The organism is Clostridium lacusfryxellense (assembly GCF_018861735.1).
In the GTDB taxonomy this organism is placed as follows: domain Bacteria; phylum Bacillota; class Clostridia; order Clostridiales; family Clostridiaceae; genus Clostridium_AD; species Clostridium_AD lacusfryxellense.
In genome coordinates, this window is sequence record NZ_JAHLEB010000015.1 from 69,117 (window position 1) to 92,356 (window position 23,240).

Consider the following 23,240-nt stretch of genomic DNA (forward strand, 5'->3'; position numbering starts at 1 on the left):
AAAGTCTCCTATGTTTAAATAAGGCATAGGAGACTCACTTGTTTATTTTGATTTTGAAAGGAAGTATAACAATGAATTATGATGAGGCGATGGCATATATAAAAGACACAGCAAAGTTTGGTAGCAAACTCGGGCTTAAGAGAACGCAGATGATATTAGAACTTTTAGGGAATCCGCATAAAAAATTAAAGTGTATCCATATTGCAGGGACCAATGGGAAAGGGTCTACTACAGCTATGGTTACTACAATTTTGGTGGAAGCTGGGTATAAAGTAGGTTCGTATACATCTCCTTTTATAGAAGTATTTGAAGAAAGGATGCAAATTAATAATAAGAACATCTCTAAAGGAGATTTAAGTGACATTATAACAGAGGTTTCCAAAGTAGTAGAGAAGGTAGTAGAACTCGGGTATGGTAATCCGACAGAATTTGAAATTATAACTTGTGCTGGATTTTTATATTTCCATAAAAATAATGTAGACTTTGCTGTAGTTGAAGTAGGAATCGGTGGAAGGCTTGACTCAACAAATGTAATAACACCGATTTTAAGCATTATTACATCTGTAAGTCTAGACCATACTTTAATACTTGGGGACACTATAGATAAAATAGCATATGAAAAGGCTGGCATTATTAAGGCGGGAATTCCATTAGTTATGTTTCCTCAGCAGAAACAGAGTGAAGAAGTAATAGAAAAAACATGCACCGAAAAAAAATGCAAACTAATAAAAGTTTTTCCGGACTCATCTATATATTTAGGTAAAGAGAATTTGCATAATATTGAAAGTGCTTCAATAAATGAAAAAAAATTATTAAATGAAACAATACATAATTACGATAAAATTATAACTCAAAGAATTAAAGTAACTACCTTAAATAATGAGTACATTATTGATTTATCACTTTTAGGGAAACATCAATTATTAAATTGTTCTGTAGCAGTTCATGCTATAGAGGAACTTATAGCCCAAGGTGCCATTATTAGTAGTGAAGATATAATAAGTGGTCTTAAGAAGGTAAAGTGGCCAGCGAGGCTTGAGGTGATGAACAAGAGACCTTTGGTTGTTATAGATGGAGCACATAATATAGATGGTATAGAAAAACTTACTCAAAGCATTGACATGTATTTCAATTACAATAAAATCATACTGATTTTAGGAATCCTTGCAGATAAACAAGTAGAGGATATGATAAAAACTATAGTTCCCAAAGCTAGTAGAGTAATTACAGTTACACCTCATAGCGAGAGGGCGGAACTTTGCGAGCAGTTAAAAGTCCAAGTAGAAAAATATACCTCGGATTGTGAAGCAATAGAAGATTATGAACTGGCTTATAAAAAAGCTCTGAGCTATTGCGAAGATGGAGACTTATTACTAATATCGGGATCGTTATACATGGTGGGAGATATGAGAAAAATAATACGAAATGTTCATGGTTATTAAAAGCACAAAATGGATGCATCACATTTGGATGCATCCATTTTATTTTTTTTGATTAAGCATTTATAACTAATGCTTCAAGCGCTAATGCGAATTGATCTGGGCAAGAAGTACTTTTATCACCACATGTAATACCCTTAAGTTTTTTTATAGCAGCTTTAACTTCCATGCCTTTAAGCAAAGTTGAAACTCCTAATGCATTTCCAGGGCATCCACCTATAAAAATAACATCTGTTATTATATTATCAACAATTTCAAAATTTATTTTTTTTGCACAAACGCCTTTTGGCTCATAACTATACATAATTTATTCCTCCAATTAGTGTAATCTTAATAATTACACTAATTATTATATACTATTTAGTATCTATAGTTCAAGAAATTAATTTTTAGAAAACATTGTTAGCACATTATTATTATTTTCATATTATGGATATGAGGAGGTGAGGGATTTGAGAAAGTTATATGTATGTAGTACGTCATCAGATTGCATATCAAAGGTAAACTTAGATTTATTTGTAGAAGAGGAAAAAATATATTTGGATAAAGTAAATCTCAAAAGAGTTGGTCCTCATGGCATATGTGGTTATAAAAACAAGATTTTAACAGCTAATAGTTATGGTAATAGTATTTCTTTGGTTGATATTAAAAATTATGAAACAGAAAGTTACTTTATAGGTATGCACTGTAATGATTTATCGGTTGATGATAATAAGGTTTATGTTATTTGTGGGGATTCAGACGATATAATAGTATTTGATTTAGAGAAAAAAACCATTGTAGAGGCGATTCCTTGTGGTAATTCTCCGCATAGTATTTATATCTGTAAAAGAAAAAAACTTATTATAGTAGCGAATATGAATAGTGATAGTATAACTATAATAGATTCTTCGCGAGATGGGGATATTAAAAATATTAAGGTAGGAGCGTATCCTACTAAAGCGGTAATTACACCTGATGGAAATTATATTTTAGTTTGTGAGTCTAATATTGGCATGGATAACAAAGGGAATATTAGTATTATTTCGTTGAAAAACTACAATGTAATACAAAAAATTTCTGTTGGAAATTCGCCTGTAGACATGTATTGCAATCAAAAATACTGTTATATATCAAATTTTGGAGATGGAACGGTTAGTATGGTAGATATTAACAGTTATAAAGAGGTGAAAAAAATAGAGATTGGCGGTATGCCTAGAGGAATAATAGAAGATGAAAGATATTTGTATGTAGGTGATAACTATAACAATTTACTGTTTAGGATTGATAAAAATACTGATGATAAAAAAGCTATTTCTATTGGCGGAGAGCCTACAGGAATGACTTTTTTATAAAAGTTGTTTTTACGAAAATATATGTAACTTCCATGAGAAATAATAGCTTCTATAGGAAGATTAAGCTTATGTATTAAGATTAATCATCTATGAGAAGGTTAATTATTTTGGCGTAAAGTTCTGAAGGTTTGTTCCTCCATTTTGCGCATAAATTTCTTGCTTGTTTGTTTGAGGTTACACTAAGTTTAATGTCTATAAGTGTAAAACTGTCCTCAGAAGCGGTTAGGTTAACTAAATAATTATTATTGTTTTCTATTGTGTAATCTGCACTGACTGTTAGCTCTTTTTTTATATTTTCAATATGGGTTTTTAAGTAGTTATCAATAAGTTGTATTTTGCTATCGGAGATCCTTCCTTTAAACAAGGATAGAACATTGTCACCCTTTTGTGTAATGACTAATCTATGTTTACCTTTTTGCTCAGTATGCATAAGTAGGTTTGATGTAACTAATTCTGTAATATATTGTTGCAGAGTAAAATAATTAATAAAATTATTTTCTAAAATTATTTGTGTTATTTGAATATTAGATATTGGGAGTTTTATTTTATAAAATATATAAAGCAAAAGAAGCTTATTTTCAGCTAAGTCTAAAGCATCCTCAAACATATCGTATCCTCCTTGTAGGTCACTTAGTTTAAAACGATAATGAACTGGCTCGTTTAATGTAAAATTAACTACAAACAGTATAACATAAAAAGCGCCGAAATGAATCGGTGCTTTTAATTATAATGAGTTATTTCTTATAAATAATGGTAAAAAATAAATTTTAGATATAAAAATATATACATATATATCAACTTTTAGAATATAAATTTAAGTATAAATATACAAGGAGGATATAGCACGTCATGAGTTACATAAAAAAGAATTTAATACTATTTTGTATCATTTTTATTGGGGTTTCTACAATTATAGGTATTTATAATTGGAAAAGTAAGGGGACGTTTTTGAATAATCAACGTAAATTACCAATTTATAGCGTGGACACTAAAGAGAAAAAAATTGCAATTACATTTGATGCAAGCTGGGGCGATGATAAAACAGAGGATATACTGAAGACACTAGATAAGTATAATGCAAAAGCAACATTTTTTATAGTAGGAGCTTGGGTAGACCAATACCCTAAGATGCTAAATATATTGGATGAAAAGGGACATGAAGTAGGAAATCATTCCAATAAACATCCTATAATGACTACAATATCTAAAGAAAAAATGATTGAAGAAATAGCGGCAACAGATGCTAAAATAATGTCTATAACAGGAAAGCAAACAACACTATTTAGATGCCCTTCAGGAGAATATAATGATTTAGTTATTGGAACTGTACAATCTACAAATCATTATTGTATACAATGGGATGCTGATAGTATTGATTGGAAAGAAGAAGGGGCAGAAATTGAGTATAATAGAATAATAAAAAAGACGAGGCCCGGCTCTATACTTTTATTTCACAATGATGCCAAATATACCCCAGAGAATTTGGAAAAAATTTTACAACATTTTAAAGCTCAGGGTTATGAATTCGTAACAGTATCAGACCTAATATACAAAAAGAATTATTATATTAATGAGTCAGGAAAACAATTACAAAAATAATAATTAAAAGTATTGAAATTTAATAGGTATATGTATTATAATGGGAATAAAAAAGGAATATATATGTAAAATTAGAAAAATAAATGGGGGGAGCTTTGAATAACTAAAATTCTTTCAATATTAGGAATATTACAACGGAAAAATGAATACCTATAATCTAAGGAAAGTTTATTAAAAAAACTAAGGGAAAGAGGGATTATGATGGAGAATGTTATGTTAAATAACAAGATTTATTTAGAAGGAAAGGTAGTATCTGAACTGAAATTTAGTCATGAAATGTATGGGGAAGGGTTTTATGTATTTGATTTTGAGGTATGGAGACTTAGTGAAACAACTGATATTTTAACTATAACAATTTCTGAAAGATTAATCGCAGGTATGGATATCAAAACAGGAAATGAATTTATAGTTGAAGGTCAACTTAGATCTTACAATAAATTTGTTGAGGGATCTAATAGATTAATATTAACAGTGTTCGCTAGAGACATTAAAGTATGCGAAGAACGTAGTAAGAATCCAAATCAAATATTTTTAGATGGGTATATTTGCAAAAGCCCAGTGTATAGAACAACTCCTTTTGGAAGAGAAATTGCAGACATGCTTTTAGCAGTTAATAGATTATATAATAAATCTGATTATATACCTACAATTGCATGGGGACGAAATTCTAGATTCTGCAAAAGTCTTGAAGTAGGAGACAACATAAGAATTTGGGGAAGACTCCAGAGTAGAGAATATCAAAAGAAATTATCAGACGACGAAGTTATAAAAAAAGTAGCATATGAAGTGTCTATATCTAAGATGGAAAGAGTAACCAAAGATGGCGAAAACATAGTGCAGCCAGATACAACAATAGATCAAGATCAAGACTTTCAAGCCCTAGACGCTATATAGAATAATTTTAGTAGTTGAAAAGTCATATATTTGTGAATTAATTTTAAGATACTCTCTAGATGTTATATACATATATAATGTCTGGAGTTTTTTTTTATTAGGACTAGAAATAAGATTCACTTAAGAAGTGAAGGCGTAGAAAAGATCATATATTATGTAAAATACATTTAAACAAGCTTTAGCTTGATGAAACTGCATACGTCACAATAGATTTATTTGAGAAATTAGTGGGTTGAAAAGAGCATATATCACGTAAAATGTATTTTCACAAGCCTTAGTAATTCTTAATTAATTTTATTTGAAGATACGTTAAGAACAGTACATGTTTGAGCGTTAGCGAGTTTGTACTGTTTAGTATCTTCAATTAAAATTAGTTTAGAATTACTTAGCGTAGTGAAACACATTTGTAGTAATATATGCTCTTTTCTCCTAAACTATTTTCTTAAATCATCTAATAATTTAGTTTTTTCTTTAGTTCCACTATCTACATTTTTTATTATTTTTGCAGGAGCTCCAGCAACTACAACATTTTCAGGAACATCACTAACAACTACTGACCCTGCTGCAACTACTGAGTTTTTACCGATTTTAACTCCTTCGAGTATTACAGCGTTTGCTCCAATTAGAACATTATCACCAATTTCACAAGGGCTTTTGCTTGGTGGCTCAAGTACGCCTGCAACTACAGCACCTGCTCCTAAATGAACTCTTTTACCTAGTTTACCTCTTGCGCCTACAACAGCATTCATATCTACCATAGTTTCATCACCAATTTCAGCGCCTATATTGATAACAGCACCCATCATTATAACGGCATTTTTACCTATGGTAACCTTATCGCGTATAATTGCACCTGGTTCAATTCTTGCATCGATATTTTTCATATCAATTAAAGGGATAGCAGAATTTCTTCTGTCTAGTTCAAGTCTATATTTTTTGATTTTGTCTTTATACTTTTCTAAGAATTCTGATATCTCATCACTTTCTCCAAAAAGTATACGGAAAGTACCTTCACCGAAAGTCTCTATATTCCCAAACTGGCATTGTGATAAATCTCCATCAATATAAAGTTTAATTGGTGTAGCCTTTTTTGATTCTTTTATGTACCTTGCAATTTCATAAGCATCTGTTAAATCGTAGTTCATAATTAGTCTCCTCTCGTATCATAAGTATTAATCCAAATTCTTGTTTTTATGCATTCCATTTCAAGTAAAATATAAATACTATCTTATTATGAAAACAAATTTAAAATACTTATTTTCTTAAGAAATATATTTAAAATTAAAGAATCAATGAAAAATATCATTAGCATAGTTATAAAAATTTAAAAAATACTGATTTTTATTATATTATATAGTAAAATACTTATAATGCAAACACTTGAAAAGTAAAAACACTTGAAAGGATGATTTTATGAGTAATTTATTTTCAAACAACGTATCTAATGTTGAAATATCTGGAATTAGAAAATTTTTCAATAAGGTTTCAAAAGTTGAAGGTGCAATTTCATTGACACTTGGGCAACCTGATTTTCCAGTGCCTAAAAATATTAAAAAAGCTATGATTAATGCAATTAATGAAAATAAAACGGAGTATACAGCTAATGCAGGTATTGTGGAGCTTAGAAATGAGATTTCTAATTTTTTACGTAGCATGGACATTAACTATTTAGCTGATGAAATAACTGTGACTGTAGGAGGAAGTGAGGCACTGCTATGTATTTTTGGGGCATTTTTGAATGCGGGAGATAAAGTTCTTGTGCCAACACCAGCTTACCCGGCTTATGAGAGCTGTGTTAAGATTTTTGGCGCGGAAGTAGTTAACTATAATCTTAACAAAGATTTTTCTATTAACTTTGATAGTATAATTAAACTTATAGATGATGAAAATCCTAAGCTATTAGTTATGTCACATCCGTCAAACCCAACTGGAGCAATATTATCAAGGATTGAGCGTGATAAACTTTTTGAAATCCTAAAAGAAAGAAATATTTACATAATAAGTGATGAGATGTATAGCGCGTTGTGCTATGAAGAATACTATTCTCTTGCTCAAATTGATGAATTAAGAAATAGAATAATTTTGGTAGGCGGGTTTTCTAAAATGTTTTCAATGACTGGACTTAGAGTAGGATATGTTTGTGCTAGCAAACACATAACGGATAATATACTCAAAGTGCATCAATATAATGTTTCTTGTGCAACTTCAATTTCGCAATGGGGAGCACTTGAAGGATTAATTTCTTGCAGGGATGATGTCAGTAATATGAAAGTTGAATTTGAAAAGAGAAAAGAGTATGTGTATAAAAGGTTAAGGCAAATGGGGATGGATACAACACTTCCTAGAGGAGCTTTTTATATATTTCCATCTATAGAGAAATTCTCTATGACTAGCGAAGAGTTTTGTACTAGGTTACTAAATGAAGGCTTAGTTGCTGTAGTGCCTGGTTCAGCTTTTGGAACAGGAGGGGAAGGATTTATCAGGATATCATATTCGTATAGTTCAGAGGTTTTAAAAGAGGGGTTAGACAGGATGGAAAAATGGATCGCAATGTTATAACAGTAATTTCCGTAAGTGGGGTATATATATAATAAAGCCTTGGAGCAGAGAAGTATCTGTTCCAAGGCTTTAGTTATTAGCGTTTAAAGTGATAGATTGATTACGTCATCCATAGTATACATACCTTTATCTTTTCCGTACATAAATTCGCAAGCTTTAAGTGAGCCTATTGCAAAAACATCTCTTGATATTGCAGTATGCTTGATTTCGATACATTCGCCTTTTCCTGCAAATATAACTTCATGATCACCTATAATATTCCCACCACGAATAGCGTGAATTCCTATTTCGTTGTGCTCTCTTTTACTTAATCCATCTCGACCATTAGTAAAAACCGTCTCGTCGTCTATTGAAGCTTTAATTGTATTAGCAAGAAGTAGAGCGGTGCCACTAGGTGCATCAACTTTCTGATTGTGATGTTTTTCAATTATTTCAATATCGAAATCTTTATAAAGCATTTTGCTTACACTCTTAAGAATGTTATTAACAATATTTATACCTATGGACATATTTGCTGAGTGAAATACTGGGATTTCACTGCTAAGGGAGCTAATTTCAGATAATTGTTCAGCTGAGTAACCAGTGGTACAAAATACAATAGGAGTATTTTTTTCTTTAGAATACTTACATAAGTCAATTAAAGCATCTGGCCTTGAAAAATCTAAAATTACATCTACATCAATATCACACTCAAGTATGCTGTCATAGCATGGATAGTTTAGATTAGATGAATTCCTATCAACACCTGCAACAATTTCAATTGTTGTTGAAGCTTTCGCCATTTCAGAAATAACTTTACCCATTTTCCCATTACAACCATTTAGAAGCATTCTAATCATTATAATACCTCCTTTAATGGAACGTTATATGCTTTTAATTCTTTTTTTAGGAACTCTAAATTATTATCTTCCATTTCACATAAAGGTAATCTTAGAGGACCGACCTGCATGCCCATAAGATTTAGAGCTGTTTTTACAGGGATTGGATTTGTTTCTATAAATATAGAATTATTAAGTGGAAGGTAACCTAATTGAATTTTTAATGCCTCATCGTGCTTTCCATTTAAATATAATTCACACATGTTATGAATATCTGTAGGAATTATATTTGCAATAACGGATATAACTCCTATACCACCTAATGAAAGTATAGGTATAACTTGATCATCATTACCTGAATAGATATCTAAGTTATCTGCGCATAACGCTTTAATTTGAGCTATTTGACTTATATCTCCACTTGCCTCTTTGATTGCTACAATATTTGGTATTAAGCATAATTTTTGAAGTGTTCGTGGAAGAATATTAAGAGCCGTCCTTGAAGGAACATTGTATATTATTATTGGTGAAGTTACACTATTTGCAATTACTTTAAAGTGCTCAACTAAACCCTTTTGTGTAGTTTTGTTGTAGTAGGGTGTAATTACAAGTAATGCATCTACTCCTATTTTTTCTGCCCATTTACTCATACTAATTGCATCGGCAGTGTTGTTACTTCCAGTACCTGCGATTACTGGAATTCTTTTATTAACTAAATCAACTACAAATTTTATAGTCTCTTTTTTTTCTTGTTCAGTCATAGTAGAAGCTTCACCAGTTGTACCGCAGACAATAATTGCATCTGTTTTACTTTCAATATGCCATTCTATTAATTCCTCAAGTTTTTGGAAATCTACTCCTCTTTCGTTAAATGGAGTGACGATTGCAACACCAGACCCTTTAAAAATACTCAAAAGATTACCTCCTCGTAGTTTTATAAAAATAAATAAAAATTTACTTTTATATAGCTATTTTATTTGTATACTATATATTTATTAATTTAGATTGCTTTTAGTGAAGAATTTCTTTTCGTACATAATATAGTAATGTAAATTCATAATAATTTGAAACATAACATGACTAGCCACTAAAATATTTTTTGTCATTATATTATATTATATAGCCCATATGCGAAAATATATATACTTTTTTAAAAAAAAGTAAATTCTACATATTGCAATAAAAAATCTCTACATATATAGTGATAAGAATTATTTTAGTAATTGCTTCTTAATTTTAATATTATGAATAAAAAAGTCCTATATTGTAAAATATATAACATATTACAGTATAATTGGGAGGTACATCATGGGGAAAACACCTTTAAAAAAAGTTATAAAAGCTAAATTAAAAACAAATAAGGAGTTAACAACAAATGAAATGTTAAGAGAAACCTTAAAATATGAAATAGCAGAAGAATTAGGACTTATAAGCAAGATAGATGATTGTGGGTGGAGTGGACTAACAGCTGAGGAAACAGGAAGAATTGGAGGATTAATGACAAAAAGAAAAAAACTTATAAATCTCCCTAAAAATAAAGATTTTTAGAATTCCAAAGCAAATTGCTTGGACAATAATTGCTGTATAGGTTAGAATATTATATACCATTACAGTAGTAAGAGGGGATCTTTTAAAAAGGTGAACCTTTTTTTAAAAGCAAAGGAGAAATGTTAATATGGATTGTTATAAAGAATTTGCTCATATATATGATGAATTAATCAATTCGGATATTGATTATAAAACATGGGCAACTAACATATTATGTATTTGTAAAGATCAACGCCTAAATATGGACAGTTATTTGGATTTAGCCTGTGGTACAGGAAATCTTACTATAGAAATTGCAAGTGAATTTAAACATATATGGGCAGTTGATTTATCTTCTGATATGTTAAGTGAAGCAGAACAAAAATTAAGGAATTCTAACATAAAAGCACAATTTGTATGTCAGAATATTTGCGAACTTAATATAAATAAGACTTTCAATCTCATAACCTGTTGCTTAGATTCTAGTAATTATATATTACAAGAAGAAAAATTTAGAAAATATATATCAGGAGCTTACAATTTATTAAAAGAAGATGGATTATTTGTTTTTGATATTAATTCTTATTACAAACTTACAAACGTACTTGGAAATAATACTTATAATTACGATTCGGAAGATGTAGTATACATATGGGAAAATTATTTAGAGGATGATGTAGTTGAAATGAGTTTAACCTTTTTTGTTAAAGAAGGACAAGTATATAGGCGGTTTGATGAACAACATTCAGAAAGAGCTTATACCGAAGAGTATATAGAACGGATTATAAAGGAAGTTGGATTTGAAATAATAAAAAAAATGAATAATTACGAAGATAAAGTAGTAAATGATACAACAGAGAGAATATGTTATGTTCTTAAGAAGTAAAATAAGAAGAGATAGAATTATTTTAAAATTACAGGAGGATATTATATGGATAAATTAGTTAGAGCTACAGCAAAACAGGGCCAAGTTAGAATATTTGCAGCCATAACTACCGATTTAGTAAATGAAGGAGTTGTTATGCATTCATGTTTGCCAACGGCATCGGCAGCTTTTGGGAGAATGCTAACAGCAGGTACACTTATGGGAACAATGTTAAAGGCAAAGCAAGATAGCCTTACCCTTCAGATTGATGGTGGTGGAAAAGCGGGTGGAATAGTAGTGACTGCTCATGCTGATTCAAGTGTAAAAGGGTATATAGCAGATCCTAATGTGGATTTGCCAGCTAACAAACTGGGTAAGCTTGATGTAGGTGGTGCAGTTGGAACAGATGGTTATTTAAGAGTCATAAGAGATATGGGGCTCAAGGAACCATATGTAGGCCAAGTACCTATTCAAACTGGTGAAATCGGGGATGATTTAGCTTATTATTATACAGTTTCTGAGCAAACTCCATCAGCTGTTGGACTTGGAGTCTTAGTTGATACTGATATGAGTATTAAGGCTTCGGGAGGGTTTATAATCCAAATGATGCCTGATGCGGATGAATTCTTAGCTGATATGATAACATACAGACTTGAAGAAATTCCATCGATAACTGAATTTATAGAAAAAGGTATGAGCATAGAAGAAATATTAGAATTTATATTTGAAGATATGGAACTTAAAATACTTCAAGACATTAAGCCAACATATAAATGTGATTGTTCTAGAGAAAGAGTGGAGAAAGCATTAATAAGCATAGGAAGAAAAGATCTAGAAGAAATATATAATGATGAAAAAACAGAGGAACTTAAGTGCCATTTCTGTAATAAAAATTATGAATTTAATCATGAAGATATTGGTAAACTAATAAAAGAGGCTAATTAATAATTAACTTTATTAATAAAATATTATAAAGTTGTTGACAAGTTTTATTAATTAAGGTAGACTATAATAGTTGTATAAAGACATGTGGGAGCATAGCTCAGCTGGGAGAGCATCTGCCTTACAAGCAGAGGGTCACAGGTTCGAACCCTGTTGTTCCCACCACATATGGCCCAGTAGCTCAGTTGGTTAGAGTGCTGCCCTGTCACGGCAGAGGTCGAGGGTCCGAGTCCCTTCTGGGTCGCCATTTAAATTCAAAAAAATGGCGATTTTAAAAATTAATGTGGCTGGATAGCTCAGTCGGTAGAGCAGAGGACTGAAAATCCTCGTGTCCCTGGTTCGATTCCTGGTCTAGCCACCAGTGTTGCGGAAGTAGCTCAGTGGTAGAGTGCCACCTTGCCAAGGTGGACGTCGCGAGTTCGAATCTCGTCTTCCGCTCCAAAAACTTTAAAAATTAAAAAAAATGGCGCTATAGCCAAGCGGTAAGGTCAAGGTCTGCAAAACCTTTATTCCCCGGTTCAAATCCGGGTGGCGCCTCCAAAACAAAAAAAGAAGTTTAACTACTGATGTTTCAGCAGTTAAACTTCTTTTTTTTATATTATAAAATAATGTAGCTATACATTTGCATTAATTTATTAGTATAATCTTGCGTTTTATAGGATGTATTGATGATTAAAACAACAAAGGCAAGCATAATTGGATTTTATGTTATTTACTACATGTTTTTTGTGGAATAGGTGAGGAAATTGTATTCCGTGGATACTTGTATGAAAAATTAAAGGAAACTACAAATTCTGGAGAATAGTCTGTTGTTATTTCATCTATATTGTTTGGGCTGTTTCACTATCCTGTGGGACACAATATTCTGCAAGTTCTTATGACAACTGTTATTGGGTTTATATTTGCAGTATTACGATTGAAATTCAAAGATTGTACAACTTTATCGGTGGGTATTGCTCACGGACTATATGATACCTTTATTCTTATATTAAGTTGTGTTCTTAATTTAGTTTATTTGCAGATGCGTAAAGAAAAACGCATGTTTGAGCGATAGCGAGTTTGCGATTTTTAGCAACTACAAATAAACTGAATTTTAGAATTACTTAGTGAAGTGAAAGCATTTCAAGCAATATATACTTTTCGTTATAGCATGATTTAAGAAAAGCTGTTGCATAATATACGAAGAACCTTATTTACTACCTAGACTCTAAAAATGCTGCCTCTATCGATTAGTTTCCCATTTCTTAAAAATACAGGCTCTACATTATGCTTTTTTAAAAACGCTAATACCTCTTTTCCATATAGATAATAATCTAAATGACCATAAAATGCTAAGACGTTATTTTCGATAAGACCTGTTGCACCACCAATAAAACCATAGTTCATCCCTGGAAGGAGAATATCACCGGGAGGAATTAATAAAACATCTATTTTATTTATAGTCAAAGCCTTGGAAATTGAAATGTCACTAGTAATTATTGCATGATCATTTACTATGCAAGTAGAGCATTTTGTGTAACCTTGCTTTACGTTTATTAGATTTTTATCTTTACAAAAAGACAAAACAGCTGGATCAGTAAAATTAATTGAGTGAATAAAAAGATTACTTAAGCTCAAGCAATTAAGAAATATGTTGTAAGGATAGTCTGTTTTTAAAGTTAGTTTTGATTTGTACACTTTGTAGTTTTGCAAAATTAACTTCTGTATAAAATCACTATCCATGTCTTGATGTACTATAATATTATTGCCTGATATGTGCATAAGCATATCGGGATGACCACATTCAACATCACAAAGTAGCTTGCTTGGAGGGCAAATAAGTAAATTATATCCTCTAGAAATTAAATATTCTTTTTCTTCTTTAGCAATTCTAAAATCAACGATTAAATTTTTCATTATAAAACTCCTGTTTTTAAATATATTTTCTTATGTTTATTTTATAACATAAATCTATAAGGAAATGCAATATGTCGATAATTGTTTAAGTTATTTTGCATATACATTAATATTACACGCATACTACCTTAATGAGAAAGGAGTGTGTAAAATGCTTTTATTAACTATTGCATATAATAGGAGTATGGAATACATCATTGAAGAAATTGAAGATATGAAAAGATCTTTTAAAGATAAGAAAAACATACTAGGTATATCAGAGTCTATTATAGAAGATAGTCATTTGGTAAAGTTTTTTAGTAGTGATGATAATTTAAGTGATAGTAGTATTAAAGCATTTAATTTAAATGTCGCTAATATGTTATATAAAATAGTAACAATAGAATTTTGTAAAAAAGAAATGAATGCTTTTTTAGCAGAAACGTATTTTTTTCTGCAAAATGATGAAATTAAACAAATTAAACCAAAGATACAAGAGGCATTGCTTAGTGAAGGGACTATACTAGGACCTAATATGGTGTATTGTATTAATAGGAAAAATAAGATTATAGATAAAATAACTAGATGTATAGAAGAAAATAATGAAATTAATGTAAGTGGATTTTTAACATTTAGGACAAAAGAACTAAATTCAGATTTAGAATGTATTGTAGATAAAGTAGTTGAAGAGTATATGGTTGATAAAGAATATAATGAGTTTATAAAGCTTCTTAAATATTTTGTTGACGTTCAAGAGAGTAAGGTAGATGAGGTTCACATTCTAATTGAGAAAAATGGAAGTTATAATCTAAGAGATGAAGAAGGAAATGATTTAGTAGGTAATATGATGACGGAGCTACCTGATGTTAAATTTGATTCGAAAGAAAATCAAGAAGAACTTATAATTAGTGCTATGATAACTAATGCTCCTAAAAAAATAATTATACATTGCAGCGGCAATTGTAAAAATAAAGAATTGATTGGTACGATTAGTAAGGTGTTTGTGGATAGAGTTCATTATTGTGATAATTGCGTCGAATGTGAAAAAATAAAAAAAGGATTAGCTGTATTTGAGTAGAAAATAATATATATAAAATTTATATTTAATAAAAATAAAGAGTATTGACAATTAAAAAGTTATGTTATATAATACTAATTGTTGTGAATGAAAATATAAAAAATAATTTAATATAATATAATGTTTACAAGAAGAAACAGCCGTTTCTCACCTTACAGCTATGCTAGTTTGGTTAATTAGTAATTTAAATTTGTTACTATTAGGGACGGCATTTTGTCGTCCTTTTAATTGTTTAAATATTATAAGGTTAGCTAAATACACCTAGGAGGTGAAAACTATTAGTAAAAACAAAAATTTCATAATGAATGAGGAAATACGACATTCAGAAATAAGAGTTATCGGAGCTGACGGATCTGCATTGGGTATTTTAAATACTAAGGATGCTTTAAATCTCGCTGATGAGGCAGATATGGATTTAGTTATGATGTCTCCGACTGCTAAACCTCCAGTATGTAGAATAATGGATATTGGTAAATATGAATACGAAAAGCAAAAGAAAGAAAAAGAAACTAAAAAGAAACAAAAAGTTGTCGTTCTTAAAGAAATACGATTAAGTGCAACAATACAAGATCATGATATCTCAATTAAGGCTAGTAATGCTAAAAAATTCTTGCTAGACGAAGATAAGGTAAAGATTACTGTAAGATTTAGAGGAAGAGAAATTGAAAACTCTAAAGTAGGACATAAGATTTTAAAATCATTTGTAGAAAAAATCGGTGATGATGTTTATGTTGTCGAGAAACCAGCGAGACAAGAGGGAAGAAATATGATAATGATTTTGGCTCCCAAAAAAGCGTAACCGAGAGGAGGAATTTTATTATGCCTAAAATGAAAACACATAGAGGCGCAGCAAAAAGATTTAAGAAAACAGGTACTGGCAAGCTAAAAAGAGCGAAAGCTTTTACAAGCCATATATTAACAAAGAAAAGCGCAAAAAGAAAAAGAAACCTTAGAAAAACAGGATATGTTTCAACAACTCAAATAAAAGCGATGAAGAAATTGTTACCATACTTATAATATGAATGGTGATCAGGAGGTATATTAAATGGCAAGAATTAAGCGAGCAGTAAACTCTCGTAAAAACCATAAAAAAGTATTAAAGCTTGCAAAAGGTTATTACGGTGGAAGAAGTAAGTTATTTAAAACAGCTAATGAATCAGTAATGAGAGCATTAAGAAATGCTTATATTGGTAGAAAATTAAAGAAAAGAGATTTTAGAACACTTTGGATAGCTAGAATAAATGCAGCTTCAAGGTTAAGTGATCTTTCATATTCAAGATTTATGAATGGAATGAAACTTGCAGGCATAGATATTAACAGAAAGATGCTTTCTGAAATTGCTATAAATGATCCTAAAGCTTTTGCTGAATTAGTAGAAGTTGCAAAAAAACAATTACAAGCATAAAAATTATAATTTAAAATGTAGCCGTTAGGCTGCATTTTTTATTGCATTTTTGACAAAAATATGTTAAGTGATATAATTAGTGAAATGTCATTATAATAATGTTATTGTAGAAATTTAAAGGTGTAGAGGTGGCTAATTTGGAATTAGATATTAAAGCTATTAAAAAGAAAAGTATATATACTCCTGTTCGGATACTAGCATTAGGGTTCGCTATAGTTATATTCATAGGAGCATTACTCCTAAGTCTACCTATAGCTTCACAAAGCGGTGGAATTACACCTTTCATAGATTGTATATTCACCTCTACATCGGCTGTGTGTGTTACAGGCCTCGTAACTGTGGATACTGGGACGCATTGGACATACTTTGGGAAAACAGTGATAATGTTTCTTATAGAAATAGGCGGGCTCGGATTTATGTCCGTGGCTACACTTGGTTTTTTCTTTTTAGGTAAAAGGATAACATTAAAGGAAAGGCTAGTAATGCAGGAAGCTATGAATGTTAGTTCGCTTCAAGGCTTAGTTAAAATGGTTAAATATGTACTAATATTTACATTTTCTGTTGAAGCAGTAGGGGCAGTGTTATTTTCAACACAATTCATTCCAGAATTTGGAATTGCTAAAGGAATATATTATAGTGTATTCCATTCAGTTTCTGCTTTTTGTAATGCGGGGTTTGATTTGATGGGAAATTTCAAAAGTGTTACTGAATATGCTAATAATTCAGTAGTGATATTGACAATTGCAGCACTAATTGCAATTGGTGGTTTAGGATTTTTCGTTTGGGTGGAAATATATAATTGTAAATCATTTAAAAGGCTGTCACTTCATTCTAGAGTAGTTATTTATTCTACTTTAGTTTTAATTTTTGGAGGGGCGATACTTATGTATATTTTTGAGATGAATAATCCAGGTACTATTAAGGGGATGACCTTTAAGGGTAAAGTTTTATCTTCAATATTTGCATCGGTTTCTCCTAGAACTGCTGGGTTTAATTCTATTCAACTAGATAAAATGACTCCTGCAGGAAATTTTTTAACTATAATTTTAATGTTTATTGGTGGATCACCTGGTTCAACGGCTGGTGGTATAAAAACAACAACTGCAGTTATACTTTTTATGACTGTATTGTCTGTAGTTCGTGGGCGTGAAGATACTGAGATTTTTCAAAGACGTATAAATAAGGAAACTGTATATAAATCATTAGTAATAACTGTACTTGGTTTTGTAATTGTTATAGGAGTTACTATGATATTATCAATTACACAGCAACACGACATTCCTTTTGAGTACTTCTTATATGAGGCTACTTCGGCGTTTGCTACAGTAGGGTTAACCTTGGGGTTAACTACAAAATTAACACTTGTAGGGAAGATAGTAATAGCAATTACAATGTATGCGGGGAGAGTCGGACCGCTTACTATATTACTTGCAGTTGCTAAAAATAAAAAGGCTAAATCGGGTAAGATAAAATACCCGGAAGGTAAAATTTTAATTGGATAGGGGTGGGGTTAATGAGTAAAAGACAGTTTATTGTTATAGGTCTTGGAAGATTTGGAGCGTCTGTTGCTGAAACATTATATTCTTTGGGAAATGATGTGTTGGCAGTTGATTCTGATGAAGAAGTAGTTCAAGAAATCTCGGATAATGTGACTCATTCAGTTCAAGTAGATGCAAATGATGAGAATAGCTTAAGAGCGCTTGGTATTCGTAATTTTGATTGCGCAGTTATTAGTATTGGTTCTAACATCCAAGCTAGTATTTTGGCAACACTATTAGTAAAAGAATTAGGAGTAAAACATGTAATTGCAAAAGCAACTAATGCGTCACATGCAAAAGTATTATATAAAATAGGTGCAGATAGAGTAGTTTTTCCAGAAAGAGATATGGGTGTGCGTGTTGCACATAATTTAGTATCTTCAAACATCTTAGATTATATTGAATTATCGCCTGATTATAGTATAGCCGAAGTTATTAGCCCTGAAGAATGGCATAATAAAACTTTAGGAGAATTGAATATAAGGGCAAGGTACGGCATTAATGTAATGGCTATAAAAAGAAATAATGACATTGACGTTTCACCACTTGCAGATAACATTATTGAACCAGGTGATATTATTGTGGCTATAGGTAATATTGAGGAATTGAATAAGTTAGAAAATCTAGTTAAATAAGGGGTACTTATTTTGGAACATATTGAAAGTAAGGATAATTTATTGATTAAGGATATTAGAAAGTTGAAAGAAAAAAAGCATAGAGTAAGCAGCAACATGTTTTTAGTTGAAGGATTTAGGTTTGCACAAGAAGCAATAGACTCAGGATTTGATGTGGTGAATATTTTTATAAGTGAAAGAGCAGAGCTTAAATATGAAAACTTTTGTATAAAAAACAAGGTAAATGAAAATACTAAGGTTTACATTGTTAGTGATAATGTATTTAAAGGTATTTGCGATACTGATAATCCACAAGGGATTATTGCGGTTGTTCGTAATAAACCATTAGAGATTAAATATGACAATGGGTTCTATGTGCTCGCTGATAGAATTCAAGACCCAGGTAATATGGGAACCATAATTAGAACTGCTCATGCATCGGGAGCGTTAGGGGTTTTAATTACAAAAGGAACTGTGGATATTTACAATGAGAAAACTTTAAGAGCAACAATGGGATCTATCTTTAAAATACCTGTTATATACGATGAAGATTTATACATTGTGAAAAAACTTAGGGATGTTGGATTCGAATTAGTTGCTAGTTCATTAGATACAGATAAAAACTTTTATGATGTAGATCTAAAAGGAAAAATTATTATATCAGTTGGAAATGAAGGTAATGGAATTTCCAGTGAAGTTTATAATATAAGTGATTTGAAAATAAAAATCCCTATGCCTGGTGGTGCAGAGTCTCTAAATGCAGCTGTAGCTGCATCAATTATGATGTATGAAGTAGTAAGACAAAAAAACAATATATAAATTATAGTTGAAATTTTTCTCATTTGTGGTTATAATGTTTTGTATACTTTCACAAATTACGAATTAGTAATTAAAAATCAAGAATCAAGAATTAAATGATATTAAGCTGTGATGGAGATAGTAGATATAAAAATATATACAGGGATAAGAAGCCTTAGACTGAGAGCTTACTTAAGAAATTTTTTATATTGAAATTCACTCCGGAGTTCTAACAGTGAAACCAAGTAACTGTTAGCGGGTAGAATCGATAAATTTATCTAAGAGGACTGTTTTTTAGTCAATTAGGGTGGTAACGCGGTTATTCCGTCCCTTCACTAGGGATGGTTTTTTTTGTTTTAAAAAAAAATATAAAATTTATTAAGTAAGTAAATATGGAAGGAGAATTCACTATGAAAGAAAAGTTAGAAATGATAAAAGCAACAGTTTTAGAAGAATTAAAAATAGCTACCATTAAAGAAGAATTAGAAAATATTAGAGTTAAGTATTTAGGAAAAAAAGGAGAACTAACACAAATATTAAGAGGTATGGGACAACTTTCAAATGAGGAAAGACCAATTGTTGGTAAAATAGCTAATGAGGTTCGGAGCGACATAGAATCACTTATAACAAAAGCTTCAGATATACTTAAAAACAATAAAAAGGAAATGGAATTAAAAAGTGAAATCATAGATATTTCTATGCCGGGGATAAAACAAACAGTTGGGAAAAGACATCCTCTTGATTTAACACTTGAAAAAGTTAATGATATATTTTTATCTATGGGATTTGCAATTGAGGAAGGCCCAGAGGTAGAACGAGATTATTATAATTTTGAGGCGTTAAACATACCTAAAAATCATCCAGCAAGGGGTGAGCAGGATACATTTTATATAAATGATAGTATAGTTTTAAGAACTCAAACATCTCCAGTACAGATAAGAACTATGGAAATTCAGAAACCGCCTATAAAAATGATTTCTCCAGGAAAGGTTTATAGATCAGATGCAGCGGATGCTACTCATTCTCCAATCTTTTATCAAATAGAAGGATTAGTTGTTGATAAGGGAATTACGTTTTCAGATTTAAAGGGAACATTAGCGGCATTTACACAAAAAATGTTCGGAGACGAAATGGAAACTAAGTTCAGGCCACATCATTTTCCGTTTACTGAGCCGTCAGCTGAGATGGATGCTACTTGCTTTGTTTGTAAGGGAAAAGGTTGTAGCGTGTGCAAGGGAAGCGGTTGGATAGAACTTTTGGGCTGTGGTATGGTTCATCCTGATGTTTTAAGAAATTGTGGAATAGATCCGGAAGTTTATAGCGGATTTGCTTTTGGATTTGGACTTGATAGAATTACAATGCTTAAATATGGAATAGATGATATTCGAGCGCTTTATGAAAGTGATATGAGGTTTTTAAAACAATTTTAATATAAAAGTTAATTACAGCTTCGGAGAAGATAATTAATACTATAGAAAGACTAGGAGGATACATTATGAAAATTCCAGTTAAATGGCTTGAAGATTATGTTGATATAAATATTCCACCAAAGGAACTTGGAGATAGGCTAACGATGTCTGGTTCAAATGTAGAAGAGGTTATTATAGCAGGTGCTGAAATTCAAAATGTTGTCACAGGAAAAATAATAGAAATAACGCAGCACCCAGATGCAGATAAATTAGTTGTATGTCAGGTAGAAATAGGGCTTGATAAACCAACTCAAATTGTTACAGCGGCTACTAATATGAAAGAACAGGATATTGTACCAGTAGCACTTCATGGTTCAACGCTTCATGGAGGATTAAAAATAAAAAAAGGTAAACTTCGTGGGATAGCTTCAAATGGAATGTTTTGCTCTGAGGAAGAACTTGGAATTGCCACAGATGAAGCAGTTCATGGATTAATGATACTTCCAAGTGATACTATTATTGGCAAGGATATAAAAGAAGTATTAAAACTTCAAAGCGTTCTAATAGATTTTGAGATAACTTCAAACAGGGCAGATTGCCTAAGTGTTTTAGGAATTGCTAGAGAAACAGCAGCAACTTTAGGCACAGAGTTTAGAAAACCAGCATTAGATTATAAAGCTACTAACATGGATAATGTGGAAGATATCTACAAAGTTGATATTAAAGATGAGCTTTGCAGAAGATATATGTTAAAAGGGATAAAAAATATAAAAATTGAGCCATCACCACAATGGATGCAAGAAAGACTAATTGAGGCAGAACTTAGGCCTATTAATAACATAGTTGATATTACAAACTTTGTAATGCTGGAGATTGGTCAACCTATGCACGCTTATGATGCTAGGCAAATTACGACTAATAATATAATCATTGAAAGGGCTCAAAATGATTCTAAATTTATTACATTAGATGAGAAAGAAAGAAATTTAGATGAAACTATTTTAACCATAAAAGATGGAGATAGAACTATAGGCATTGCAGGTATAATGGGTGGCTTAAATTCAGAAATTAAAGAAGATACCACAAGCGTAATATTTGAGAGCGCAAACTTTGAAGGAGTTAATATAAGGCTGGCTTCTAAAAAATTAGCTTTAAGAACTGATGCTTCATCAAAATTTGAAAAAGATTTAGATCCTAATATGGCGCAAATTGCAATAGATAGAGCGTGTCATCTAATAGAAGAATTAGGTGCAGGTGAAATAATGCAGGGGTGCGTAGATGTATATCCTAGAGTTGTTAATGGACATAGCTTAGAAGTAGATGCAAATTGGATTAATGAATTTTTAGGAACTGATATATCAAAACGTGATATGAAAATGTATCTTGATAGGTTAGAACTGCATACTGACATAATAGGTGATTTTTTAATAATACAAGCACCTACATTCAGGTCTGATATTAATATCAGAGAAGATATTGCAGAGGAAGTAGCAAGAATGTATGGTTATGATAATATACCAACGACTATGCCTAAATGTGAAACTTTAAAGAGTGGTAAAAGCGAAAAGCAAAAATTAGAGGATAAGGTAGTTTTATCTTTAATCGGAAGTTCGCTTAATCAATCAATAAGTTATTCGTTTGTAAGTCCTAAAATATTTAATAAAATTTTAGTTCCGCAGGATAGTGAGTTAAGGAAAGCAGTTATTATAAGAAATCCTCTAGGAGAAGATTTTAGTATAATGAGAACTACAACCATTGCATCTATGATGGAATGTTTATCGAGAAATTACTCAAGAAGTAATGAAGAAGCTAGATTATTTGAAATTGGTAAAGTTTATATTCCAAATGATGATACGAATAAACTTCCTGAGGAAAGAAACATATTGACTATAGGAATGTATGGAAACGTTGATTACTTAGATTTAAAAGGTGTAGTTGAAAATGTATTGGACATTTTAGGAATGAAAAATACATCATTTAAAAGAGAAAGTGAAAATCCAACTTATCATCCAGGGAAGACCGCAAATTTATATGTAAAAAGAGAATTTGCTGGCACGGTTGGTGAAATTCATCCTAGTGTTTCGGAAAATTATGAGGTTGAGCCAAGATGTTATATAGCAGAACTAAACCTAGATATATTATATAAATATGCAGAACTAAATAAAAAGTATAAACCTCTTCCAAAATTCCCAGCTGTAACAAGAGATATTGCACTTATAGTTGATGAGGAGATATTGGTTAAGGACATTGAAGATATAATAGTATCTCAAGGAGGTAATATTTTAGAAAGTGTTAAGTTATTTGATGTATACAAAGGAAAACAAATAGCCGAGGGAAAGAAAAGTATAGCCTACGCTATAGTATATAGAAGAAACGACAAAACATTAACAGATGATGAGGTAAATAAGGTACATGATAAAATACTTAGAACACTAGAGCATAAATTAGGTGCATTACTTAGATAAAACTAATATTGTTAAAAATTCCTTTAAATAAGGAGTTTTTAACAATATATAACATAAAAGTTAAAACATATTAATATTTAA

The 23,240-nt window shown here is 30.9% G+C and carries 23 protein-coding genes, 5 tRNA genes, 1 pseudogene and 2 other annotated features; of the genes and pseudogenes, 23 read left to right on the forward strand and 6 right to left on the reverse strand.

Annotated features, from left to right (window positions below; genetic code table 11):
• Positions 1–71 precede the first annotated feature (71 nt).
• Positions 72–1,442 carry a bifunctional folylpolyglutamate synthase/dihydrofolate synthase gene (locus KPL55_RS10850; protein ID WP_216306736.1) on the forward strand — a complete coding sequence of 457 codons (1,371 nt, stop codon included), beginning with the start codon at positions 72–74 and terminating at the stop codon, positions 1,440–1,442.
• A gap of 52 nt (positions 1,443–1,494) precedes the next feature.
• Here KPL55_RS10850 and KPL55_RS10855 read toward each other — a convergent pair whose 3' ends face one another.
• The gene (locus KPL55_RS10855) at positions 1,495–1,743 is read right to left on the reverse strand and encodes a TIGR03905 family TSCPD domain-containing protein (RefSeq protein ID WP_216306737.1); all 249 of its coding nucleotides are present in this window, start codon (positions 1,741–1,743) and stop codon (positions 1,495–1,497) included.
• 148 nt (positions 1,744–1,891) lie between these two features.
• Between KPL55_RS10855 and KPL55_RS10860 the strand changes: the two genes are divergently transcribed.
• A complete protein-coding gene (locus KPL55_RS10860) occupies positions 1,892–2,773 on the forward strand; it encodes a YncE family protein (RefSeq protein WP_216306738.1) in 882 nt (293 codons plus the stop codon).
• Between the two features lie 79 nt (positions 2,774–2,852).
• Here KPL55_RS10860 and KPL55_RS10865 read toward each other — a convergent pair whose 3' ends face one another.
• Positions 2,853–3,380, reverse strand: coding sequence for a DUF4364 family protein (locus KPL55_RS10865; protein ID WP_216306739.1), 528 nt, complete (start codon positions 3,378–3,380; stop codon positions 2,853–2,855).
• A 242-nt stretch (positions 3,381–3,622) separates the two neighbouring features.
• Between KPL55_RS10865 and pdaB the strand changes: the two genes are divergently transcribed.
• Positions 3,623–4,372, forward strand: a complete 750-nt coding sequence (pdaB, locus tag KPL55_RS10870; RefSeq protein ID WP_216306740.1) for a polysaccharide deacetylase family sporulation protein PdaB — start codon at positions 3,623–3,625, stop codon at positions 4,370–4,372.
• Between the two features lie 201 nt (positions 4,373–4,573).
• On the forward strand, positions 4,574–5,266 hold the full coding sequence (locus KPL55_RS10875) for a single-stranded DNA-binding protein (protein WP_216306767.1): 693 nt from the start codon (positions 4,574–4,576) through the stop codon (positions 5,264–5,266).
• A 434-nt stretch (positions 5,267–5,700) separates the two neighbouring features.
• Here the strand turns inward: KPL55_RS10875 and dapD are convergent, their stop codons facing one another.
• Positions 5,701–6,411, reverse strand: a complete 711-nt coding sequence (gene dapD, locus KPL55_RS10880; RefSeq protein ID WP_216306741.1) for a 2,3,4,5-tetrahydropyridine-2,6-dicarboxylate N-acetyltransferase — start codon at positions 6,409–6,411, stop codon at positions 5,701–5,703.
• A 268-nt stretch (positions 6,412–6,679) separates the two neighbouring features.
• Here dapD and KPL55_RS10885 point away from each other — a divergent pair, with 268 nt between their 5' ends.
• A complete protein-coding gene (locus tag KPL55_RS10885; protein WP_216306742.1) occupies positions 6,680–7,825 on the forward strand; it encodes a pyridoxal phosphate-dependent aminotransferase in 1,146 nt (381 codons plus the stop codon).
• Between the two features lie 83 nt (positions 7,826–7,908).
• On the opposite strand, the gene dapB is transcribed toward KPL55_RS10885, so the two are convergent.
• Positions 7,909–8,664, reverse strand: coding sequence for a 4-hydroxy-tetrahydrodipicolinate reductase (dapB, locus tag KPL55_RS10890; RefSeq protein WP_216306743.1), 756 nt, complete (start codon positions 8,662–8,664; stop codon positions 7,909–7,911).
• On the reverse strand, positions 8,664–9,557 hold the full coding sequence (gene dapA, locus KPL55_RS10895) for a 4-hydroxy-tetrahydrodipicolinate synthase (RefSeq protein WP_216306744.1): 894 nt from the start codon (positions 9,555–9,557) through the stop codon (positions 8,664–8,666). The genes dapB and dapA overlap by 1 nt, the downstream gene beginning before the upstream one ends.
• Before the next feature lie 394 nt (positions 9,558–9,951).
• On the opposite strand from dapA, the gene KPL55_RS10900 reads away from it, so the two are divergent.
• The 9 genes and pseudogenes from KPL55_RS10900 (at position 9,952) to KPL55_RS26750 (ending at position 13,031) form a co-directional block, all read left to right on the forward strand.
• A complete protein-coding gene (locus KPL55_RS10900; RefSeq protein WP_216306745.1) occupies positions 9,952–10,191 on the forward strand; it encodes an alpha/beta-type small acid-soluble spore protein in 240 nt (79 codons plus the stop codon).
• 127 nt (positions 10,192–10,318) lie between these two features.
• Positions 10,319–11,056 carry a class I SAM-dependent DNA methyltransferase gene (locus tag KPL55_RS10905; protein ID WP_216306746.1) on the forward strand — a complete coding sequence of 246 codons (738 nt, stop codon included), beginning with the start codon at positions 10,319–10,321 and terminating at the stop codon, positions 11,054–11,056.
• Between the two features lie 45 nt (positions 11,057–11,101).
• Positions 11,102–11,980 carry an Hsp33 family molecular chaperone HslO gene (hslO, locus tag KPL55_RS10910; protein ID WP_216306747.1) on the forward strand — a complete coding sequence of 293 codons (879 nt, stop codon included), beginning with the start codon at positions 11,102–11,104 and terminating at the stop codon, positions 11,978–11,980.
• Positions 11,981–12,066: 86 nt separating this feature from the next.
• Positions 12,067–12,142 (forward strand) — tRNA-Val (locus KPL55_RS10915).
• Between the two features lie 5 nt (positions 12,143–12,147).
• A tRNA-Asp gene (locus KPL55_RS10920) sits at positions 12,148–12,224 on the forward strand.
• A 38-nt stretch (positions 12,225–12,262) separates the two neighbouring features.
• Positions 12,263–12,338: transfer RNA gene (locus tag KPL55_RS10925), tRNA-Phe, on the forward strand.
• Positions 12,339–12,343: 5 nt separating this feature from the next.
• Positions 12,344–12,418 (forward strand) — tRNA-Gly (locus KPL55_RS10930).
• Positions 12,419–12,442: 24 nt separating this feature from the next.
• Positions 12,443–12,517 (forward strand) — tRNA-Cys (locus tag KPL55_RS10935).
• A gap of 160 nt (positions 12,518–12,677) precedes the next feature.
• Positions 12,678–13,031 (forward strand): annotated as a pseudogene (locus KPL55_RS26750) (CPBP family intramembrane glutamic endopeptidase).
• Between the two features lie 146 nt (positions 13,032–13,177).
• Here the strand turns inward: KPL55_RS26750 and KPL55_RS10950 are convergent.
• Positions 13,178–13,873 carry a DUF6873 family GME fold protein gene (locus tag KPL55_RS10950; protein ID WP_216306749.1) on the reverse strand — a complete coding sequence of 232 codons (696 nt, stop codon included), beginning with the start codon at positions 13,871–13,873 and terminating at the stop codon, positions 13,178–13,180.
• Positions 13,874–14,024: 151 nt separating this feature from the next.
• On the opposite strand from KPL55_RS10950, the gene ytxC reads away from it, so the two are divergent.
• The 9 genes from ytxC to pheT all read left to right on the forward strand — a co-directional run bounded on the left by ytxC (position 14,025) and on the right by pheT (position 23,159).
• On the forward strand, positions 14,025–14,930 hold the full coding sequence (gene ytxC, locus KPL55_RS10955) for a putative sporulation protein YtxC (RefSeq protein WP_216306750.1): 906 nt from the start codon (positions 14,025–14,027) through the stop codon (positions 14,928–14,930).
• Positions 14,931–15,052: 122 nt separating this feature from the next.
• Positions 15,053–15,164: a sequence feature (ribosomal protein L20 leader region), on the forward strand.
• A gap of 34 nt (positions 15,165–15,198) precedes the next feature.
• The gene (gene infC, locus KPL55_RS10960) at positions 15,199–15,729 is read left to right on the forward strand and encodes a translation initiation factor IF-3 (protein WP_216306751.1); all 531 of its coding nucleotides are present in this window, start codon (positions 15,199–15,201) and stop codon (positions 15,727–15,729) included.
• 20 nt (positions 15,730–15,749) lie between these two features.
• Positions 15,750–15,947: a 50S ribosomal protein L35 gene (gene rpmI, locus KPL55_RS10965; protein ID WP_216306752.1), complete on the forward strand. Its 198-nt coding sequence runs from the start codon at positions 15,750–15,752 to the stop codon at positions 15,945–15,947.
• Between the two features lie 28 nt (positions 15,948–15,975).
• Positions 15,976–16,335, forward strand: a complete 360-nt coding sequence (gene rplT / locus KPL55_RS10970) for a 50S ribosomal protein L20 (protein ID WP_216306753.1) — start codon at positions 15,976–15,978, stop codon at positions 16,333–16,335.
• Between the two features lie 149 nt (positions 16,336–16,484).
• The gene (locus KPL55_RS10975) at positions 16,485–17,837 is read left to right on the forward strand and encodes a TrkH family potassium uptake protein (protein ID WP_376770439.1); all 1,353 of its coding nucleotides are present in this window, start codon (positions 16,485–16,487) and stop codon (positions 17,835–17,837) included.
• A gap of 11 nt (positions 17,838–17,848) precedes the next feature.
• Positions 17,849–18,508 (forward strand): potassium channel family protein, encoded by a 660-nt coding sequence (locus KPL55_RS10980; protein ID WP_216306755.1) that lies wholly within the window; start codon positions 17,849–17,851, stop codon positions 18,506–18,508.
• Between the two features lie 12 nt (positions 18,509–18,520).
• Positions 18,521–19,306: a TrmH family RNA methyltransferase gene (locus KPL55_RS10985; RefSeq protein WP_216306756.1), complete on the forward strand. Its 786-nt coding sequence runs from the start codon at positions 18,521–18,523 to the stop codon at positions 19,304–19,306.
• 99 nt (positions 19,307–19,405) lie between these two features.
• Positions 19,406–19,620 (forward strand) — a binding site (T-box leader).
• A 75-nt stretch (positions 19,621–19,695) separates the two neighbouring features.
• Positions 19,696–20,715 carry a phenylalanine--tRNA ligase subunit alpha gene (gene pheS, locus KPL55_RS10990; RefSeq protein ID WP_216306757.1) on the forward strand — a complete coding sequence of 340 codons (1,020 nt, stop codon included), beginning with the start codon at positions 19,696–19,698 and terminating at the stop codon, positions 20,713–20,715.
• Positions 20,716–20,780: 65 nt separating this feature from the next.
• Positions 20,781–23,159 carry a phenylalanine--tRNA ligase subunit beta gene (gene pheT, locus KPL55_RS10995; RefSeq protein ID WP_216306758.1) on the forward strand — a complete coding sequence of 793 codons (2,379 nt, stop codon included), beginning with the start codon at positions 20,781–20,783 and terminating at the stop codon, positions 23,157–23,159.
• Positions 23,160–23,240: the final 81 nt, after the last annotated feature.

Excerpts from the sequence above, each read along its gene's own strand:
- pheS (WP_216306757.1), top strand. The coding sequence starts at position 19,696 with ATGAAAGAAAAGTTAGAAATGATAAAAGCAACAGTTTTAGAAGAATTA.
- rpmI (WP_216306752.1), top strand. The coding sequence starts at position 15,750 with ATGCCTAAAATGAAAACACATAGAGGCGCAGCAAAAAGATTTAAGAAA.
- KPL55_RS10980 (WP_216306755.1), top strand. The coding sequence starts at position 17,849 with ATGAGTAAAAGACAGTTTATTGTTATAGGTCTTGGAAGATTTGGAGCG.
- KPL55_RS10875 (WP_216306767.1), top strand. The coding sequence starts at position 4,574 with ATGGAGAATGTTATGTTAAATAACAAGATTTATTTAGAAGGAAAGGTA.
- pheT (WP_216306758.1), top strand. The coding sequence starts at position 20,781 with ATGAAAATTCCAGTTAAATGGCTTGAAGATTATGTTGATATAAATATT.
- ytxC (WP_216306750.1), top strand. The coding sequence starts at position 14,025 with ATGCTTTTATTAACTATTGCATATAATAGGAGTATGGAATACATCATT.
- KPL55_RS10900 (WP_216306745.1), top strand. The coding sequence starts at position 9,952 with ATGGGGAAAACACCTTTAAAAAAAGTTATAAAAGCTAAATTAAAAACA.
- KPL55_RS10905 (WP_216306746.1), top strand. The coding sequence starts at position 10,319 with ATGGATTGTTATAAAGAATTTGCTCATATATATGATGAATTAATCAAT.
- KPL55_RS10865 (WP_216306739.1), bottom strand. The coding sequence starts at position 3,380 with ATGTTTGAGGATGCTTTAGACTTAGCTGAAAATAAGCTTCTTTTGCTT.
- KPL55_RS10850 (WP_216306736.1), top strand. The coding sequence starts at position 72 with ATGAATTATGATGAGGCGATGGCATATATAAAAGACACAGCAAAGTTT.
- KPL55_RS10885 (WP_216306742.1), top strand. The coding sequence starts at position 6,680 with ATGAGTAATTTATTTTCAAACAACGTATCTAATGTTGAAATATCTGGA.
- dapB (WP_216306743.1), bottom strand. The coding sequence starts at position 8,664 with ATGATTAGAATGCTTCTAAATGGTTGTAATGGGAAAATGGGTAAAGTT.
- rplT (WP_216306753.1), top strand. The coding sequence starts at position 15,976 with ATGGCAAGAATTAAGCGAGCAGTAAACTCTCGTAAAAACCATAAAAAA.
- KPL55_RS10950 (WP_216306749.1), bottom strand. The coding sequence starts at position 13,873 with ATGAAAAATTTAATCGTTGATTTTAGAATTGCTAAAGAAGAAAAAGAA.
- KPL55_RS10855 (WP_216306737.1), bottom strand. The coding sequence starts at position 1,743 with ATGTATAGTTATGAGCCAAAAGGCGTTTGTGCAAAAAAAATAAATTTT.
- hslO (WP_216306747.1), top strand. The coding sequence starts at position 11,102 with ATGGATAAATTAGTTAGAGCTACAGCAAAACAGGGCCAAGTTAGAATA.
- pdaB (WP_216306740.1), top strand. The coding sequence starts at position 3,623 with ATGAGTTACATAAAAAAGAATTTAATACTATTTTGTATCATTTTTATT.
- dapD (WP_216306741.1), bottom strand. The coding sequence starts at position 6,411 with ATGAACTACGATTTAACAGATGCTTATGAAATTGCAAGGTACATAAAA.